General features: G+C 42.5%; 11 protein-coding genes. 10 read left to right on the top strand and 1 reads right to left on the bottom strand.

The window, feature by feature from the left end:
- The first annotated feature begins 111 nt into the window (after positions 1 to 111).
- The 7 genes from AAFF35_RS25435 to AAFF35_RS25405 all read left to right on the top strand — a co-directional run bounded on the left by AAFF35_RS25435 (position 112) and on the right by AAFF35_RS25405 (position 11185).
- The gene (locus AAFF35_RS25435) at positions 112 to 2667 is read left to right on the top strand and encodes a TonB-dependent receptor (RefSeq protein WP_342329330.1); all 2556 of its coding nucleotides are present in this window, start codon (positions 112 to 114) and stop codon (positions 2665 to 2667) included.
- Between the two features lie 3 nt (positions 2668 to 2670).
- Positions 2671 to 3510, top strand: a complete 840-nt coding sequence (locus AAFF35_RS25430; RefSeq protein ID WP_342329329.1) for a DUF4249 family protein — start codon at positions 2671 to 2673, stop codon at positions 3508 to 3510.
- A gap of 108 nt (positions 3511 to 3618) precedes the next feature.
- On the top strand, positions 3619 to 6144 hold the full coding sequence (locus AAFF35_RS25425; RefSeq protein WP_342329328.1) for a DUF5686 family protein: 2526 nt from the start codon (positions 3619 to 3621) through the stop codon (positions 6142 to 6144).
- Positions 6145 to 6148: 4 nt separating this feature from the next.
- Positions 6149 to 6835 carry a phosphatase PAP2-related protein gene (locus AAFF35_RS25420; RefSeq protein ID WP_342329327.1) on the top strand — a complete coding sequence of 229 codons (687 nt, stop codon included), beginning with the start codon at positions 6149 to 6151 and terminating at the stop codon, positions 6833 to 6835.
- Between the two features lie 56 nt (positions 6836 to 6891).
- The gene (locus AAFF35_RS25415; RefSeq protein WP_342329326.1) at positions 6892 to 7926 is read left to right on the top strand and encodes a LacI family DNA-binding transcriptional regulator; all 1035 of its coding nucleotides are present in this window, start codon (positions 6892 to 6894) and stop codon (positions 7924 to 7926) included.
- A 125-nt stretch (positions 7927 to 8051) separates the two neighbouring features.
- On the top strand, positions 8052 to 9059 hold the full coding sequence (locus tag AAFF35_RS25410) for an LLM class flavin-dependent oxidoreductase (RefSeq protein WP_342329325.1): 1008 nt from the start codon (positions 8052 to 8054) through the stop codon (positions 9057 to 9059).
- Positions 9060 to 9304: 245 nt separating this feature from the next.
- Positions 9305 to 11185 (top strand): 7TM diverse intracellular signaling domain-containing protein, encoded by a 1881-nt coding sequence (locus tag AAFF35_RS25405; RefSeq protein WP_342329324.1) that lies wholly within the window; start codon positions 9305 to 9307, stop codon positions 11183 to 11185.
- Here AAFF35_RS25405 and AAFF35_RS25400 read toward each other — a convergent pair.
- Positions 11168 to 12019: a ThuA domain-containing protein gene (locus AAFF35_RS25400; RefSeq protein WP_342329323.1), complete on the bottom strand. Its 852-nt coding sequence runs from the start codon at positions 12017 to 12019 to the stop codon at positions 11168 to 11170. The genes AAFF35_RS25405 and AAFF35_RS25400 overlap by 18 nt on opposite strands.
- A 353-nt stretch (positions 12020 to 12372) precedes the next feature.
- Here AAFF35_RS25400 and AAFF35_RS25395 point away from each other — a divergent pair, with 353 nt between their 5' ends.
- The 3 genes from AAFF35_RS25395 (at position 12373) to AAFF35_RS25385 (ending at position 18392) form a co-directional block, all read left to right on the top strand.
- On the top strand, positions 12373 to 15441 hold the full coding sequence (locus AAFF35_RS25395; RefSeq protein WP_342329322.1) for a SusC/RagA family TonB-linked outer membrane protein: 3069 nt from the start codon (positions 12373 to 12375) through the stop codon (positions 15439 to 15441).
- A gap of 17 nt (positions 15442 to 15458) precedes the next feature.
- Positions 15459 to 17339, top strand: a complete 1881-nt coding sequence (locus tag AAFF35_RS25390) for a RagB/SusD family nutrient uptake outer membrane protein (RefSeq protein WP_342329321.1) — start codon at positions 15459 to 15461, stop codon at positions 17337 to 17339.
- 207 nt (positions 17340 to 17546) lie between these two features.
- Positions 17547 to 18392 (top strand): hypothetical protein, encoded by an 846-nt coding sequence (locus tag AAFF35_RS25385; protein ID WP_342329320.1) that lies wholly within the window; start codon positions 17547 to 17549, stop codon positions 18390 to 18392.
- Positions 18393 to 18483: the final 91 nt, after the last annotated feature.

Genomic DNA, 18483 nt, shown 5'->3' with positions numbered 1-18483 from the left:
CCTGAAGCCTATTTTTAAATTATACATTTTAACCATCATTACAATATAATTGCGAGTATGATTTCTTTTCTTCCTCATTTCTGAATGAAGGTCTTCTGCATTCGACAATCCATGGTCATTAAGTTTATGGCCATGGTTTTTCTTGTTTTAATGCCAGGGCAGGTTGCAAAAGCTCAGCATATTCCTTTAAGAAAAAAAATGACCGTTCGCTTCTCTAATGTCACCCTGGAAGAGGCCTTAAACCTGTTGAATGCAGACCATACTACCCCGCTGTCCTTTGATCCGGCAATTATCCCTTCCGGGAAGAAATTTAACCGGTCTTTTTCCGATACACCCCTTGCCTTGATTTTGGAATTCCTGCTGGCTGAAACGGGCCTTTCTTACAAATTCCTTTTCAGAGAAGTGATCATCCTTCCCATGGAAGAGAATAAAACCACCCTGAATGGCCGTATTGTAGATGCAGAGACCGGAGAAGATCTGATTGGTGCCAGCTTTTATATCGAAAGCCTGAAACAAGGCGTAAGCAGTAATAACTATGGTTTTTATTCCCTGACGGTTCCTACCGAAGATTATGAAATCCTGGTCAGCCACGTGGGATACTCCTCACAAAGGCTGAAGTTCTCCTTACAATTCCCCAACCATCTTCAAATGATCCGTCTCAGGAAGCAAGTCAATAAACTGGAAGAGATCGTGGTAAAGGTGGTCCAGAGTCCGGATTCTATTGCGGCTAAAAATCCAGGCCAATCCCTGAATTGGGAGGCGCTGAGAAATGCACCCTATTATAGAGGTGAGGCAGATGTCATCAAGGCACTTCAAATGCAAAATGGCATTGTCGGTTTAACGGAAGGCAGCAGCCAGATGTTTATCCGGGGAGGAAATAAAGATCAGAACCTGATCTTACTGGATGAAGCCATTGTCTATAATCCGGCACATTTATTCGGACTCACCTCTATTTTTAATCCGGATGCTTTAAAAAATATTCAGACTTATACAGATGCGATACCCGCCAATTTTGGGGGACGTTTATCTTCTGTGATTGATGCCCGGATGGCCGATGGGGATGATAAAAATTTCCACATTAAAGGAGGTATTAGTTTATTGGCGGCAAGAGTTTCACTGGAAGGACCTCTGGTTAAGGAAAAAGGATCTTTTTTGTTTGCCGCCCGCAGAAGCCTGAGTAATGTGCTCAGCAGGGATCTGGAATTGTTTGACTTGAAACCGGCGTATCATGATTTCAATTTTAAGGCCAATTACCGGTTTAATTCCCGGGACCGGATCTTTTTCTCCTCCTATATTGGAAGGGACAAGGTAAGGTCGCAAAACGGATATTTTAACCGCTGGGGAAACCAAACGGCTACTTTGCGCTGGAACCATATCTTTACACCGAGGCTATTTTTAAACTTATCGGCAATCTATAGCAATTATAAAAATCAGCTGTTTATCAATGCAGATTCTCCAACGGGGATGGACAAGTGGATCACGGGCATTAAAGATGCTACTGTAAAGGGGGATTTTATTTTTTATCATAAACCTCAAAGTCAGTTTCAGTTTGGCTTCAGCAGTATTCTTCATCTTTTTATTCCCGGCGAAATCAATCAGGAAGACCCGAACAGCATTCCCCGGGCAAGGGCTGCGGAATCTGCGGTATATGCTTCCCACCGCTTATTGATCGGTGAAAAAATGAGGTTTTTATATGGATTGAGGATGAGCATGTTTCAGAATATTTCGACTCCCAGACTCTTTTATTTTGATGAATTCTATGAACCGGTCAACTATGAGGAAGATGTGAGGGGAGGGTATAAAAGATTTTTAAGGCTTGAACCCCGTTTTTCATTCCAATACATGCTGCAACCTTCAAGCTATCTGCAATTAAATTATAACCGGAATTACCAGTATTTACAACTCGTACAGAATGACGAGCTGGCATTTTCATCGTTGGAAAGCTGGATTCCTTCCAGTCCTAATCTGGCTCCACAGCAATCGGATATGTTTTCCCTGGAGTATAAGAAACGTGTCTCTTTTGGAAGTTTCTCTTTGAGTGGTTATTATAAGAAGATGCAGAATCAGCTGGAGCTGATCGACCATGCACAGCTGATTTCAAATCCTGCCGTGGAAATGTTTCTCCGCCCGGGCACATCGAAAGCTTATGGTCTGGAATTCATGTTCTCTAAAGATGTTGGCCGCTTTAAAGGAAGCCTTTTCTATACCTGGTCCCGGGTCTTTCGTCAGATGGATCAGATCAATCAGGGTAAAAAATATCCTGCAGGGTATGATATCCCCCATGTCCTGAAGCTTGCCATGGGCTATCAGTTTTCCGACCAGATCTCTGTGAATTCCCTTTTTACCTACAACAATGGAAGACCAGTGACATTTCCCATTGGATATTTTCTGCAAAAGGATGTGAAGGTGCCGATCTATCCGGAGCGGAATTCTGCCCGGATGCCTGATTTTCACCGCCTGGACATTAGCATGAAATGGGAACCTTCCCTTGGCAATAAAACCAAAAAACGCTGGATCAGTAGTTTTAATATTGGTCTTTATAATGTTTATGGGCGGAAAAATCCATTGGTATACAGAATCAATCAGGACAATCCGGAGGATTTACAGTTTGACGAACAGATCTTTTCCGGAAGGACGCTGGCCTTCAGTTATAATTTTAAATTTTAGCAAATGAAATTAAGAACCGGTTTATGGACGTTTGGTCTGCTTCTGTTATTAATGGGATGTAAAAAACAGGAAGAGCCTTTTCCATCTCCGATGTATGATCTGATCGTGGAAGGAGGAATCAATACGTATAGTAAACATCAGTATATCCGCCTGATTAAACCGGTGGGTTTTGCGGATGAAGAAGCCTCGCTAAACCTGAAGCCTATCAGTAATGCCGTGCTGAGTGTAAATGATGGTGTTCATGATGTTCCTTTCACTGAAATTCCGGGAACAGGGATTTATACCGCTGTTATGGAGAATAACGACAACTATTTTGCCGATTATACGCTAACCATTAAGTATGATCATAAAGAATATAAGGCGGTCGACAGGTTGATTCCGGTATTTCCTATCGATGCGAACTATATTCCACTCTCTATCAAAAAGGCGCAGACAGGAGGAGTCAGACTGACCATTCCCAAGCATACCTTTGGGACTAAAAATGCACAGCAATGGCTGATCTTACCGGAAGGAAAAACCTGGGATCCGGGAAAATTCAATGAGAGTTATCCTTATAGTTATTCTCATGTTTATGGTACACCTAATGCCTTACATCCATTAATTCAAAGAGCAAGAATTGTCGATTCCGGTATAAATGATAACCTGGTCATTTATAAGTATTCTATTTCGGACGACTATAGCATTTACCTGTATAGCGTGTTCCAGGAAACAGATTGGAAAGGCTTATTGTCTTCTGTCCCCGGAAATGTAAAAGGTAATATTTCCGGTAATGCAAACGGTTTCTTTTATGCCATCGATGTAGAGGTGCAAACAAAATCCATTAAAGAACTGATGGGAAATTAAATCTTAAAATATTTCATTTCTGCTCTAAGACTTTTTGACAATGCGGTTGTCTTAAAGGAAAACACCTGATCGTATGCGCTTTTTTATAGCCGCAGATCGAACACATTTATGAAATATTTTACGTCGTTATTCTTCTTTTTTATCATTTCCGGGGTCCGCGCACAGTCTGTTCAAATAAAAGGAAAGATCATCGATCAGTCCACAGGGTTACCCTTATCTCATATCAATATTGGATTTTCAAATGCTAACGTTAAATCACGTAGTGATGCCGATGGAAAATATACCATCAGTACCAATGCAAAGGTTAAAGAGGTTAGTTACTCTGGCGTCGGCTATAAAAAGCAGGTCAGGACGATTGGTAAATCGGAGATTCAGGAGTTCAATATCAGCATGGAACCCCTCACACAAGACCTTTCTGAAGTCAGCGTGGTGGCTGCCAAACAACCCAGATACAGGAACAAAAATAATCCTGCTGTAGAGCTGATCCGAAAGGTTATGGAGCATAAGGAACGAAACAGTTCAAAGTTCCATAAAGAGGTGGTTTTCGAGCAATATGAAAAGCTGAACATGTCTTTGAGCATCAGCAGCGAGAAGGCTAAAAAGTCTTCACTGCTCAAAAAGCTTCCTTTTCTAATCAAAAACTCCGATTCATTAAGAAAACCGGGGAAACATTTGATTCCGGTATTCATGCAGGAAAAATTAAGCCGGTATAAACACTCAGGTCAGGGCCAGGATTCGATCTTGGTTCTTGGAGAGAAACAATCGAGGATAGACCAGTATATCGATGAGGATGGAATTAACGAATACCTGGAAAAAGTTTACCAGCGTGCAGACCTCTATGACCATGACATCGGTATGGGAAACCAACGTTTTCTAAGCCCTATCGCCGATATGGCACCTCAGTTTTATAAATATTTTATTCTGGATACCCTTAAAGATATTGCTCCATGGCAGCTTAAGGTGATGGTTTCCCCAAAGAATAAACAGGACGTCCTCTTTATGGGGTATTTATATGTGAGTCTGGATGGGCATTATGCGGTGCAAAGGGCTACACTTTCTGTAAATAACCAGATCAACCTCAATTGGGTGAGAGATTTGCAGATCACATTGGACTATCGTCAGGATTCTTCTGGTCATTACCACCTTGGAAAAAGCGTGATGAGTATGGACCTGGGGATATTTAAAGAAGGAACCAGTGTTTTTGGGGAAAGGACAATCATGATCAATGATTTTGTTTTTGGCCCGCAAGCTTTGCAGAAAAAGATAGGACCAAATGTGATTGCCGATCGGAAAATAAACCACCAACCTGAAGATTTCTGGGAAAAAGCAAGACATGAAAGGCTATCCTTAACAGAGCAGATGGCGTATACCAATATTGATAGCCTTAAAAGCTCAAAGCCCTTCAAACGAAAAATGGCGGTGGCCGCGCTTTTGCTATCTGGTTATCTGACCAAAGGACCAGTGGAGATCGGACCATTTAATTCCTTTTTTAGCTTTAACCCTGTAGAAGGGGCAAGGTTTCGCTTTGGTGGACGTACGACTGATGAATTTAGTAAAAAACTGGTCTTTGATGGCCATACCGCCTATGGAACAAAAGATCAAAAATGGAAGTACAGCCTGGGTGCCATTTATTCATTAACAGACCGCTCCATCTATCAGTTCCCGGTCAGGTCTTTGACGGTAAGGCATAGCTTTGAAACGCAGATTCCAGGTCAGGAACTCAATTTCCTGGAAGATGATAATTTTCTGCTCTCTTTCAAAAGGGGAGTAAATGATAAATGGTTGTACAACAGAAAGTGGATGGCAGAATACCTGCACGAAACGGAGCAACACATTTCCCTGCGGTTAACCTATAAAAATCAGGCTTTAAACCCTGCAGGCGGACTTTTGTTTGTTCCGCAAACGGCGATTCCTTCCCCGGCGATCCGGGAACTCCGTACTTCAGAGTTCTCCGCCGAGCTACGCTGGGCACCTCATGAGAAGTTCTATCAGGGGAAAAGGTTCAGAAGGCCGATCAACAATGGTCATCCTGTATTTACTTTAAGAGGAAGCATTGGCATGAAAGACTTTTTAGCTGGAGATTATAATTATCAAAGCCTGACCTTGAACGTGGCCAAACGTTTCTTCTTTTCTCAGTTTGGATTCTCGGATGTGGTGTTGGAAGGAGGGGCTGTATTTGGCAAAGTCCCTTATCCTTTATTGAGCATCCACCGCGCCAACCAGACCTATGCTTACCAGCTGACTTCTTATAACCTGATGAATTTTATGGAATTCATGAGTGATCGTTATGCGAGCCTGAACCTGCAGCATTCATTTAATGGTTTTTTCCTGAATAAAGTACCCCTCATCAAAAAACTGCAATGGAGAGAGGTGATCTCGGTCAAAGTTTTAACCGGTAGTATCGGTGCTGGAAATGATCCGGCAAAGAACCCTCAGTTGTATCGCTTTCCTTTCGATGAGCAGCAAAAGCCACGCTCTTTTGCGATTGGAAACGTGCCTTATATAGAGGGAAGTGTGGGGGTTTCTAATGTGTTTAAATTTCTGAGGGTGGATTTTGTGAAACGCTTTACGCATTTGAATAATCCTGGCGTAAGTCCATGGGGAATTCGCGCAAAAATTAATGTAGACTTCTAATCGTATGAAAATTCAAATATCGACAATGACATGGCGACAAGCCTGGAATAATGGAGCCTTTAAAGCCAAATTGTTCTTAGGTATTTTTATAATGGGATTGCTGGCTGTTTTTCTGCCGGTTTTCTTTGCCGAGATCGAGCAAAGAGATGGAATGGTGCTGGGCGATGAATTGTTGAAAATAATTCCTTCCTATGATGTTTCTATAACGATCTTTATCGTCCTTTACGGAGGGATCTTGTGGCTGATCAGGGATGTGATCCGGAATCCCCTGGTTTTCCTTACCGTACTTTGGGCTTATATATTTTTATGCATAAGCCGTATTGTCACCATTAGTCTGGTCCCTTTAGATCCGCCAGTGGGATTGGTGGAAATGTGGGATCCGTTGTCCATCTTCTTTTACCATACCAAAACCATAACCAAAGACTTGTTCTTTTCCGGACATACTTCTATTTTATGTTTGCTGGCCTTGTGTCAGCAAAACAGGCAGAGAAAACTGATCGGATTTGGAATGGCACTCCTGATGGGGATCCTGTTGTTAATTCAGCATGTCCATTATACGGTAGATGTTCTGGCGGCTCCTGTGTTTACGGTATTCTTCTGGTACCTGATCAGCATCTCCGGTATCCAGCTTGGTGTATCAGAATTTAGCGCAGTAAGCAGCTCCCGCTCAGCTGATTCATCGGGATTGTAAGGTTTTTTTAATAAATTGTCTATATTTTTGGCCCTCATACTAAATGATCCATACAGATGATGAATAAAAAAGTCTCTATCAAAGATATTGCAAGACTTACCAATACCTCTATTACGACCGTTTCCTTCGTATTAAATGGGAAAGGACACATTAGTAAAGAGATCATTAAAAAGGTACTCGAGAAAGCACAGGAAATCGGATATGAACCCAATCGCATGGCCATTGGTTTGCGTACCGGGGTCTCTAAAGTGATTGGCCTGGTGGTGGAAAATATCGGCGGACCCTTTTTTGGAGAGATGAGTAAAGTCATCGAACAGGAAGCGGATAAGCTGGGCTACCGGATTCTTTATTGCAGCACAGACAACAGCATTAGTAAAGGAAAGGATGTTATCCGAATGCTGACCCAACAATTGGTTGACGGGTATATCATTACCCCTTTAAAAGGGCTGGAAGAAGATGTTCAGAAATTGGTGGATCAGGGGAAACCCGTGGTGCTCATCGATGGCTACTTCCCGGGATTGAATATTCCGCATGTGCTGGTCGATAATTACAATAGCGTCAGTAAAGCGATGAATTGTTTCATTGAGGGGGGCTATAAAAAGATCGGTTTTGTGACTTCTGACCTTGACCTGATCCAGTTACAGGACAGGCTGATGGGGTATAAAGCGGCTTTGAAGATGAATGGCCTGAAGGAAGAAAAAGAGCTAACGCTGAGATTGCCTTATCAGATGGATAAAGATCAAAGTATAGCCGAGATCAAAAGCTTTATCAAAGCACACCCGGAGATGGATGCCATTCTTTTTACCACAAATTACCTGGGCATTATGGGCTTAAGAAGTGTCAAAGAGCTGGGCTTAAATATCCCCTCAGATATCGCCATGATCAGTTTTGATGAGAGTGAGATTTTTAGTCTTTTTCCTCCGGGAATTACGACGATTCAACAACCTGTTTATCAAATTGCAAAACTGGCCATAGATATGCTGTTGTCCCAAATACGGGATGAAGAAAGTAAAGATGCGAATGAAATGAAACTGCAAATCCCATCAAATCTGATTGAGCGTGGCTCTACCTTGAAGAAGGTTTTATCCTAGTCAGGGGATCCCAATTGTTTGACTGATGTCTAAATAATTGAAATCATGTGAATTGAAAGTCATATCAGTCATTTGCCCTTATCGGGGAGCTGTTTTGATTGTATTTTTGATTTTATTTTATTCACATGAAGAAACAACTGACTTCCATTCCTTATTCCGTATTGGATCTGGCTACTGTTATTGAAGGAAAAAAGCCTGCAGATACTTTTAAAAATAGTTTGAATCTCGCACAACAGGCAGAAGACTGGGGCTATCACCGTTATTGGCTGGCAGAACACCACAACATGATCAGCGTGGCAAGTTCTGCAACTTCAGTTGTGATCGGACATATCGCGGGTGGGACTAAATCGATCAGGGTGGGGTCCGGAGGAATCATGTTGCCAAATCATTCCCCTTTAGTTATCGCTGAACAGTTTGGAACTTTGGAGTCCCTGTTTCCAGGCAGAATTGACCTTGGGCTCGGAAGAGCACCCGGGACAGACCAGCTGACCGCCATGGCGATCAGAGGAGAGCGGATGAATGCCGCCAATAGTTTCCCTCAGGATGTACTGAAGCTTCAGGCCTATTTCTCTGCAGAAAACAGTACGAGTAGCGTTAGGGCAATTCCGGGAGAAGGTCTGGATATTCCAATCTGGATTCTGGGTTCGAGCACCGACAGTGCCCGATTGGCTGCGGCATTAGGCCTTCCTTATGCTTTTGCAAGTCATTTCGCACCGGCACAATTCCTTACAGCGATCAATATTTACAGACAGAATTTTAAACCTTCCGATCATTTAAAAGAACCTTATGTATTGGCTTGTGTCAATATCGTTGCCGCAGATACAGATGCGGAAGCCGATAAACTGGCGACTTCTCTGTATCAGTTGTTCCGAGGAATCGTAACAGGTAAACGTTCCCTGCTCCAGCCACCGGTAGAAACGATGGAGGGGATCTGGACGGAATATGAAGAAGAGCAGGCAGGACAAATGCTGGCCTGTACTTTTACCGGAAATAAAGAAACGCTGAGTAAGGACCTGCAGCAGTTTCTGGACCAGACTCAGGTCGATGAACTGATGACAACCTCACATATTTTTGACCATCAGGCACGTTTAAAATCCTATCAGTTGCTGTCAGAAGTCTTTAAGGGAATCTAAATTGACGCTTCAGATACCTAATCAATCTATCAGTTTGATTGTATCTGAAGCGTATCATATGCCATATATGGTGTTTTCTAACTGGCCTTTAACCTGAGTTTTAGTGCTTTTGGTTTTGAGATCAAAGCGTATCAATTTTATATCAATAATTTGATATTCAGTGTTTTGTGTGTTTTTCTTGTTGTTTGTTTCAAAAACTCTTTTAATTTTACAGCAACCAAACAGCCGCTTTAGCCTGAAACTAAATGAGAAAACAGCATGCCACTTCTTTACCCGGACTCTGGGTTAAAAGCATTTTGCTTACATTCATCTTATTGGCCTCAGTAACGCAATGGACTAAAGCCCAGCAGGTCGTAGAAATTAAGGATCAGATTCCACACCATATCTTCTCTTACGGAGAGATTCAATACCTGGAAGATAAAACCAATAGCCTGACATTTGCGGATATTTTAAAACCCGGTATCAATTCCAGGTTTCAATCCAATAAAAACTATACGCCTAAAAATTACCATACCGGCTCTTCTTATTGGTATCGGTTCACCATCAAACACAGCAAAGCTTCCTCAAAGCATTGGATCCTTGAATTCTTTGATCAGTCTATTCACCATGTCAGTTTATTTGTTCCAGATACTGCAGAACAGTATCATGCGCATTATTTTGGAACAGAATATGTCTTTAATAAAAGGGAATACGGGCATAAGAATTTTACCTACGACCTGAAAAACGATTCTGATCTGGCGCTTACTTATTACGTAAAGCTGAAATCTTCTCAATCTGTAGGGGCCATCATTGTGCTCCGTGATGTGCATTGGTTCATTAAGTACGCACTTAATGAGTACCTCATCTTTGGCTTATTCTACGGGATGGTCATCGTATTTAGCTTGTACAACCTCCTGATGTTTTTTGCGGTGAGGCAAAGGCAATATCTGTATTATGTATTGTACAACCTGAGTATTGGCTTATATGAAATGAGCAGTGACGGTATCGCATTCCAATACCTTTGGCCCAATGCCCCCTGGTGGAATGAATATGGTTTTGGTTTTGCCCTGTTCCTGAGCAGCGTTTTCGGATTGATGTTTACCCTTAACTTTCTATATGTAAAGGCGAAAGCACCAAGACTGTATACCTTAATTGTTGCGGTCATTATCCTGAGAACAGCTTTTTTCATTTTATGTCTTTTTAATAAACACCTTTTCAGTTATAAGCTAATTGAACTGATTCCCTTGCTGGTTGCCTGGGGAACGGGGATTTATATCCTCAAGAACCGGTATAAGCCGGCGCGGTTCTTTGTGATCGGTTATAGTTTTTTGCTGCTTGGTTTCGCCATAAAAATACTCTTGTTGTTAAATGTAAGCTGGCTTCCTTATGGGCCAATCACTTATTACAGTTTGAGCTTTTGCTTCGTCATTGAAATGATCCTGGTTTCCTTTGCCATAGGCGAGAGCATCAGGACGCTCAGAAAGAAAAAAGATAAAGCGCAGAAAAGGATCATCACACAACTTCAAATCAATGAACGGTTACAGGAAACCCTCAATAAAGAACTGAGCTCATTGGTAGAGGTCAGAACCCGGGAGGTGAGGGATAAAGCGGCGATCATCGAAAAGCAGAATGAAGAAATTTCCCTCATGAATGCGATGTTGGAAAAAGACAATCAGGAACTTCACCAGAATATCGAAAAAGTCACGAGAGCCAGGGTCATGTCGGATGAAGTGGATTTTGCGGAGTTCAGCAAGATTTACCCGGATCGGGAAACCTGTTTTAAGTATTTGTCTGAGTTAAAATGGGCAAAGGGATATCAGTGTCGCAAGTGCGCAAATGCACATTTCCTTTCCGGTTTTCTTCCCTATAGCCGGAGGTGCACCAAATGTGGGTATGATGAGTCTGTGATTGCCAATACCATTTTTCAGAACAGTAGAATCCCGATTAATAAAGCTTTTTACATGCTCTTTCTGGTATATTCCACGAAAGGAAAAATTTCTTCTCACAAATTATCAGAGATCCTGCTGATCCGGCAAAGTACCTGCTGGGCTTACAACAGTAAAATGCAGAAGATGCTGGAAGAGCGTAAAAAGGAGCTTCGGAATGCGGGAGAAGGGGGCTGGAGTAAGCTAGTGCTTGAATCCTGACCTGTTTTTTCGGTTGCCGAGCCACAATAGCCCGTTCATAATGAATTTGTTCTGAATGGGATTGTCGAAAGTCAGCGAGAGTTCTTTGTTGGTATGGTGCTCATAGTCGATGTCATTGTGCCCCATGTTCACATAGATCATTTTATATTTTTTATTGCTCCAGGCTACAGGATAATAACCGCTATGCCAGATCTCATGAGCCTTAGGTCCCGTACCCAGGGGGAAGCTACTGCTATCCACTGCCAGTAAGATGTCAATATCAGGATTCTTTCTTAAATCATGTTCCCAGCGATACCATTCATTTGGCGATGATTTGAAGCGCTGCGGCAATTGCTGCGTTGCCGGATGGTTCTGGTTTTCTATCCTTAATATCGCCGGTGTTGGTCGCCAGGTATTACTGCCATAGGCACCTGAACCCAGGAATTGCTGATGATACCAGTTCCAGTTGTCGGGGAAAGCAGAGTCTGCCAATGAAAATGCGGCGAAGTGAAACCCCATCCATGCCCCTCCTTTTTCCATATACCTTTGGAAAGCAGCTCGCTGAGCAGCATCTTCCGGCCTGGTATCCAGGAACAACACGACCTGATATTGCGACAGAAACTTTTCGTTCATATTGTTCCAGTTCGCAGTCGTATCGTATCGGAAATTGTATTGCGCCGCCATCTTGGGAAACCATTTGTTCGCCTCACGAACATAGCTGATGTGTGCCTGGTCATTCTTTGCCGTGTAAAAAGCAATCACTTTAAATTTTGGGATAGGCTGAGCCATTACAGCTGTGCTGAAAAGAAGTAGGAATGACAGCAGCCAGGGCTTGATTTTAAGGAATAAGTTCATGGTTTGGGCGGGTCTTTAGGAGTTCTTAACCAAATATATCATCTTTTGGGATATAATGGACATCGTCATTTTTCTAAAAACAGCATTTAAAGTGTTTTATGGGCGCTTTTTAGACCCTGTTTTCCCTTTTTTACACAAATTTTCAATGCTTTTTAACCGTATCGGGCAAAAAATCACAATGGGGCTAATCTGATCTTAATCAAGGATAAAGCTCATTTTTTTCTTGTAATTAAACCGTATTGTTTTTGTTGTAAGTTATTGTTTATCAATGTTTTATGACTTTATTTTTCTTGGTATTGCAATTAAATTCAAATAGTTTTAGCAAACCAATTATAAATTCTAACCAAACAAACATGAAAAAAAGAATTACTCTTCTTATTGTCTTTGTACTGATGAGCTGTGTGCTGTCCTTCGCTCAGGACCGTACGATTAAAGGCGTCGTTCAGGACAAACAGGGTACGCCAATTCCTGGTGTATCCATCAAGTTAAAAAATTCAAAGAGTGGTACATCTTCAGGAGGAGATGGGAGCTATGGGATTGCTGTTCCCGGCAATGCCATATTGATCTTTTCCGCGATCGGTTATACCACGGTGGAAGTTCCCATCAACAGCCGAACACAAGTTAACGTTGTGCTTGTTGAGGAATCAAAAGGACTTTCGGAGATCGTTGTGGTCGGTTACGGAACCGCAAATAAGAAGGATGTAACAGGAGCAATATCCAGCATAAAGGCCACTCAGCTGGAAAATGAAAACCCTCAGAGTGTTTCTGATATTTTAAGGGGAAATATTGCCGGATTAAGCGTAAAGCTAAATAGCAGTGCAAAGGGTGGTGGTGACCTCCTGGTAAGAGGAAAAACCACACTGAGCGCTGGTACAGCCCCTTTAATTGTGCTCGACGGTGTGATCTATAATGGACAGTTGTCAGACATCAATCCAAATGATATTGAAGCTGTTGATGTACTAAAGGATGCAAGTTCTCTTGCTGTTTTTGGTGCAAAAGCGGCGACGGGTGTAGTCGCAATTACGACTAAAAAAGGAAAAAGTGAGAAACCAACCATCACGTTCAATACCAATTTCGGGATCGCAGAACTGGCTCAGGATATGAAGATTTATCAGGGGCAGGCTTTTCTGGATTGGCGCGCTGATGCGAAACGTAGCGGGGCCGCAACGCCTGAGTATTTATACAATGACCCAAGAGCCCTTCCGGAAGGAGTGACCCTTACGCAATGGCTAAACGGGCAAAATGGAGATCCTTTAGATCTTTGGCTCAACAGACTCGGCCTTCTGGCCAACGAAAAGGCGAATTACCTGGAAGGTAAAACGGTCGACTGGTACAATGAAGTTTTCAGAAGAGGATTGCGTCAGGACCATACTTTGAGCATGGGCGGAAAAAAAGAAGAAATCAGTTATTACATGTCCCTGGGCTATCAGAAGAATGAAAATCTGATCAAAGGCGGACAGTTCAGTACCTTCAGAAGCCGTTTAAATATAGAAGGACAAGCTGCCAAATTTTTAACCGTTGGGATGAACCTGCAGTTTGCAGACCGGGATGAAGGTTCCATCGAAGCCAACTGGAATCAACTGGTGAACCTTTCCCCTTATGGAGATCAATATAATGCAGACGGGACTTTAAGAAGAATTCCAACCGATGATAATGGATCGAATGCAAGGAACCCCTTTCTGAGTATGACCTATAACAGCAGAATGGATAAGCAAACGACATTGTTTGCCAGTTTGTTTACCAGGGTAAAACTTCCTTTTGGAATTACTTATCAGCTAAACTTTAGCCCAAGTCTGGATAATTTCCGCCTTTTTAACCATAGTTCTTCCAAAAATCCTGATGTGACCACACCAGGAGGTATCGTTACCCGTGCGCAGGAAACAAGGTACAACTGGCAGGTGGATCATTTGTTAAAATGGAACAAAACGATAGCGGAGATCCATAATTTTGATGTGACTTTACTGGCAAATGGAGAGAAATACCAAACCTGGTGGACGCAGGCAGGAAATCAAGGCCTGATTCCAACTGATGTTTTAGGGTATCATAATGTAGCCAGTGGTGTGAAACCATCGGTCAACAGTGAAGATAAAGTCTATACCGGTGATGCCTTGATGGCGAGATTGGGCTATAGCCTGATGCAACGCTATAACCTGACGCTATCGGTCCGCAGAGATGGTTATTCCGTTTTTGGCGTACAATCTAAAAGAGCAACTTTTCCGGCAGCAGCTTTTGCCTGGACTTTTACGGAAGAATCTTTTCTCAAATCGCAGACCTGGTTGAACTACGGAAAATTACGTTTCTCTTATGGTATCAATGGTAACCGTGATTTACGCAATCCGGATAACAATACGGTAGATCCATACGCGGCTTTATCGCAACTGGTGATTGATAAATATCAGACGGTAGATGGAAGTGGAACGGCTTCGGAAGTGAACACAGTAGTGATTGGCAACAGAATGTCAAATCCAAAACTGAAATGGGAACAGACGGCTTCTTTCAATGCGGGACTTGATTTCTCTATCCTTAAAGAACGCATCAGCGGTTCCGTAGATGTGTACACTAAAAAAACAACGGATTTGCTGGTAAGGCCATCGCTTTCTTCGGTTGGCGGTTACGTGAATGTCTATTCCAACCTTGCTCAGGTGAACAATAAAGGAATAGAACTGAACCTGAATACCAAAAATATTACCGGCGGAAACATCACCTGGAGTACGAGCTTCAATTTCTTCATGAACAGAAACAAGATCATCAAACTGGCTACACCAGCTGACGACCCTGGAAATGGATGGTTCATTGGGAAAGACATTGACGTGATCTGGGATTACAAAATTCTTGGCGTATGGCAGGAGAATGAAGTTGCGGAGGCCAATAAATTCAATAAGGGAATTAAGCCGGGTGATTTCAAATTGCAGGATGTAGATGGAAGTTATAGCTATGACGATAAGGACAAACAGTTTCTGGGTTATAAAAGCCCACGCTTTAACTGGGCCATCAGAAATGAGTTTAACATTTATAAAAACTTTGATTTCTCCTTCCAGCTGGTATCCAACTGGGGACAATACAAAAGAAATGATCAGCCTAAGAACCAACCAGGTAGTGTAGGTTTCTCCCGGATGAACTCCTATGTAACTCCTTACTGGACACCTTCCAATCCAATTAACGATTATGCAAGGCTTGCCTCAGGATTAAGCGGAACCAGCTTTGCGGTTTACAGAAAAAATTCTTTTATCAGACTGAATACGATTGCACTTGCTTATACCATTCCAAAAAATCTACTGGAGAAGGTAGGGGTAAAAGGAGCTAAAGTATACATGAACGTAAACAATGCTGCGGTGTATAGTCCGGACTGGAATTATTGGGATCCGGAAAATGATGGCCCTACGCCAAGATATTATACGGTAGGTCTTAATCTTTCATTGTAATAAAAACAAGAACACTAATGAAAACAACAAATACAAAACTCGCCATATACGTCGCCTCTGTCTTACTGCTTGCAGCGGGAGGATGTAAGAAAAGCTTTCTGGATTCTGATCAGTTATCTCAATATTCTCCGGAAACCTCTTTAAGTAATGTTGCCGCATTAAGGGGGGCACTAAATGCACTGGGTGCAAATGTCCGCCAGGAATACTTTGGTGACTCTGCGCCTATGCTGACGGAATCCATCTTTTCTGATGTGGCCGTTGAAGGTACAACAGACAAAAGCACCCCGGCACAGGATCTGGTTGCCCGCATCACACCGGACGCCAATCTGAACAGCGCCGATTTCAATAAAATCGGTTGGTACTGGGAAGAAGAATTCAAAGGGGTCAGGTATGCAAATACAGTGATCAGTAATATCGACCGACCTGTGTATAGTTCGCCGGCAGAAAGAAACAGCATTTTAGGCGCTGCTTATTTTTATCGTGCTTATCATTACTACAGACTGGTACACCAGTTTGGGGATGTGCCTTTGATGTTAAAAGATCTGGATGCTCCACGTGATAATTTTTTCTCTACGAAACGGGAAGTGATTCTGGAAAAAATGAAAGCAGATCTTGAATTTGCGCAAACCAATGTGCCCGACAATGCGAACAGAGGAGAGGTGACAAAAGGAGCCGTGAGTCATTTGCTCACAAAAGTTAACCTTGCACTTGGGAAATTTGATGATGCCATTGCTGCGGCCGGGAACGTGTTGAATGGCAGTAAATATGGCTTAATGACCAGCCGCTTTGGAAGTACGGCGAGTGATGCGACTAAAAATGTAGTATGGGACTTACATCGGATGGACAATAAAGCATTGCCAAACAATAAGGAAACGTTGTTCCTGGTGGTTGACAGAGAAAGCTTAGCGGGTGGTTTTACCGCCCTGGGTTCTCAATTGATGCGTAACACGGTTCCTGCCTGGCACTTTGCAAACGTAAAAACCCCTTCCGGTGCGACGGCTTTAACCGATGCCGCCAACGCGGAAATCCCGCTAACCAGAATGTATGGGCGTGGAATAGGCCGTTATCGCGGTACACCGTATAGCACAAAATATATCTGGACAGACCATACCGATTACAGACATGCCAAGGGAATGTGGATGGACATGACGGACTTGGTGTATAACAACCCGGCATTAAAAACTTCAAAAATTCAGGCAGACCGTGACTTATATGGTAAGCCATTACTGGAATACAACAGCAGTAATGTTGCTGCACGTTTTGAAAATGGAGCATTGGATACCATCCGCCATTGGTTTGGATGGCCACATTATAAAGTATTCATTAACTCGACCAATGCATTGGCCAATGATCCGTATTGGAGCCCACCGCGTGGTACAAATACAGACTGGTATGTTTTTAGAGTTGCGGAAACTTACCTGCTAAGAGCGGAAGCCTACTATTGGAAAGGAGAGCTGAGTCTTGCAATGGACGATATCAATAAGGTGAGAGCGCGTGCCAATGCAGCACCGTTGACAGATATCAGTAAAATCACCATCGGAACCATTCTGGACGAACGTGCCAGAGAGCTGTATTGGGAAGAACCCAGAAAGACAGAATTAACGCGGATTGCCTACATCTTTGCTTCAACAGGTAAGACGGCATATAATGGTAAATCATATGCTGTGGCGAGCTTCTCTGAGAACAATTTCTTCTATGACCGCATCATGGAGAAAAATGATTTTTACAAAAATGAAGTTCCAACCTTGCAGGGCGTGAAATATAGAATTGCACCGTATCATGTTTTGTGGCCGGTTCCTGCAAGTGTACAACGATTTAATGCCAATGGTCGTGTGAACCAGAATAAAGGATACAGCGGATTTGAATCCAATGTTCCACCACTTGATAGAATCGAATAAACAAAAAGAAAATTTTTATAGATGAAACGATCATAAGCATGTTCACTGTTTTTTGTAAGTGACATAATTATGATTGTTTCTTAACTGGTAAAAATCGAATATATACGGATAAGTTTGACAAGTTTATTTTTTGATTAGGCAACGCTCAGGGGAAAACATTCGTAATAGGAGTATAGAACTATTAATTAACCCCCTAAAATCTGATCTATGATAAACGATTCGAAAACAAGATTACTGATTGTCCTGTGTTTGTTAACCAGCTTTTTCGCCTGCTCCAAGAAGGATGATGTTAAAGATCCTGTCACTACGAAAAAAGGTTTACAGCTAACTGCGAGCACTAAATTTGGTGCTGTTCTTACGGACAATGCGGGAAAGACACTTTATTTTTTCGCTATGGATGCCAATGGTACCTCAGGATGTACCGGTGGTTGTGAGGCAATATGGCCAGTCTATTACTCTGCCGAGCTTAGCGATAATGCCGGTATCAATGCTGCTGATGTAGGTGTGATCACCAGGGCCGATGGAAAACAACAAAACACGTATAAAGGCTGGCCGTTATACTATTACAAAAATGATGTTGCAGCCGGTGATATCAATGGCGATGGGGTTGGTGGAATCTGGTTTGTTGGGAAAACCGATTATTCCATCATGTTGGTAAACAGCCAACTTGTTGGTGAAAATACTAAACAGTACACTGAAACACTTGTTGAAGGACCAGGAATCACGCAATACTTTACCGATGGAAATGGAAGAACGCTGTATGCTTTCGCTCCGGATAAAGCCAACAAAAACACCTATACCAAGGCTGATTTCAGTAATAATGACCTTTGGCCGCTTTATGAGTCAGATGTGAAAAGTCTTCCTTCAGTGATTAAAGCAGAGTTTGTCGGACAGATCACGGTGTTTGGCAGAAAGCAATTGACCTATAAAGGTTGGCCGTTGTATTATTTCGGACAAGATACCAAGCGTGGCGACAATAAAGGCGTGAGTTACCCTGTCCCTGGAATATGGCCGATAGTTAAACTAAGTACAACTGCAGCACCATTAAACTAAAAATGCTTTTAATTTTTTAAGGTTACCCTTTGACCCATGTGGGCCGGAAAGCTCCAGCGCAAGCTGGAGCTTTCTCTTTTTGCTGAAATGG

The organism is Pedobacter sp. FW305-3-2-15-E-R2A2 (assembly GCF_038446955.1).
Lineage (GTDB): Bacteria > Bacteroidota > Bacteroidia > Sphingobacteriales > Sphingobacteriaceae > Pedobacter.
Note: the sequence above shows the minus strand (reverse complement) of the source record. Positions and strands in the feature narration are given on the sequence as shown.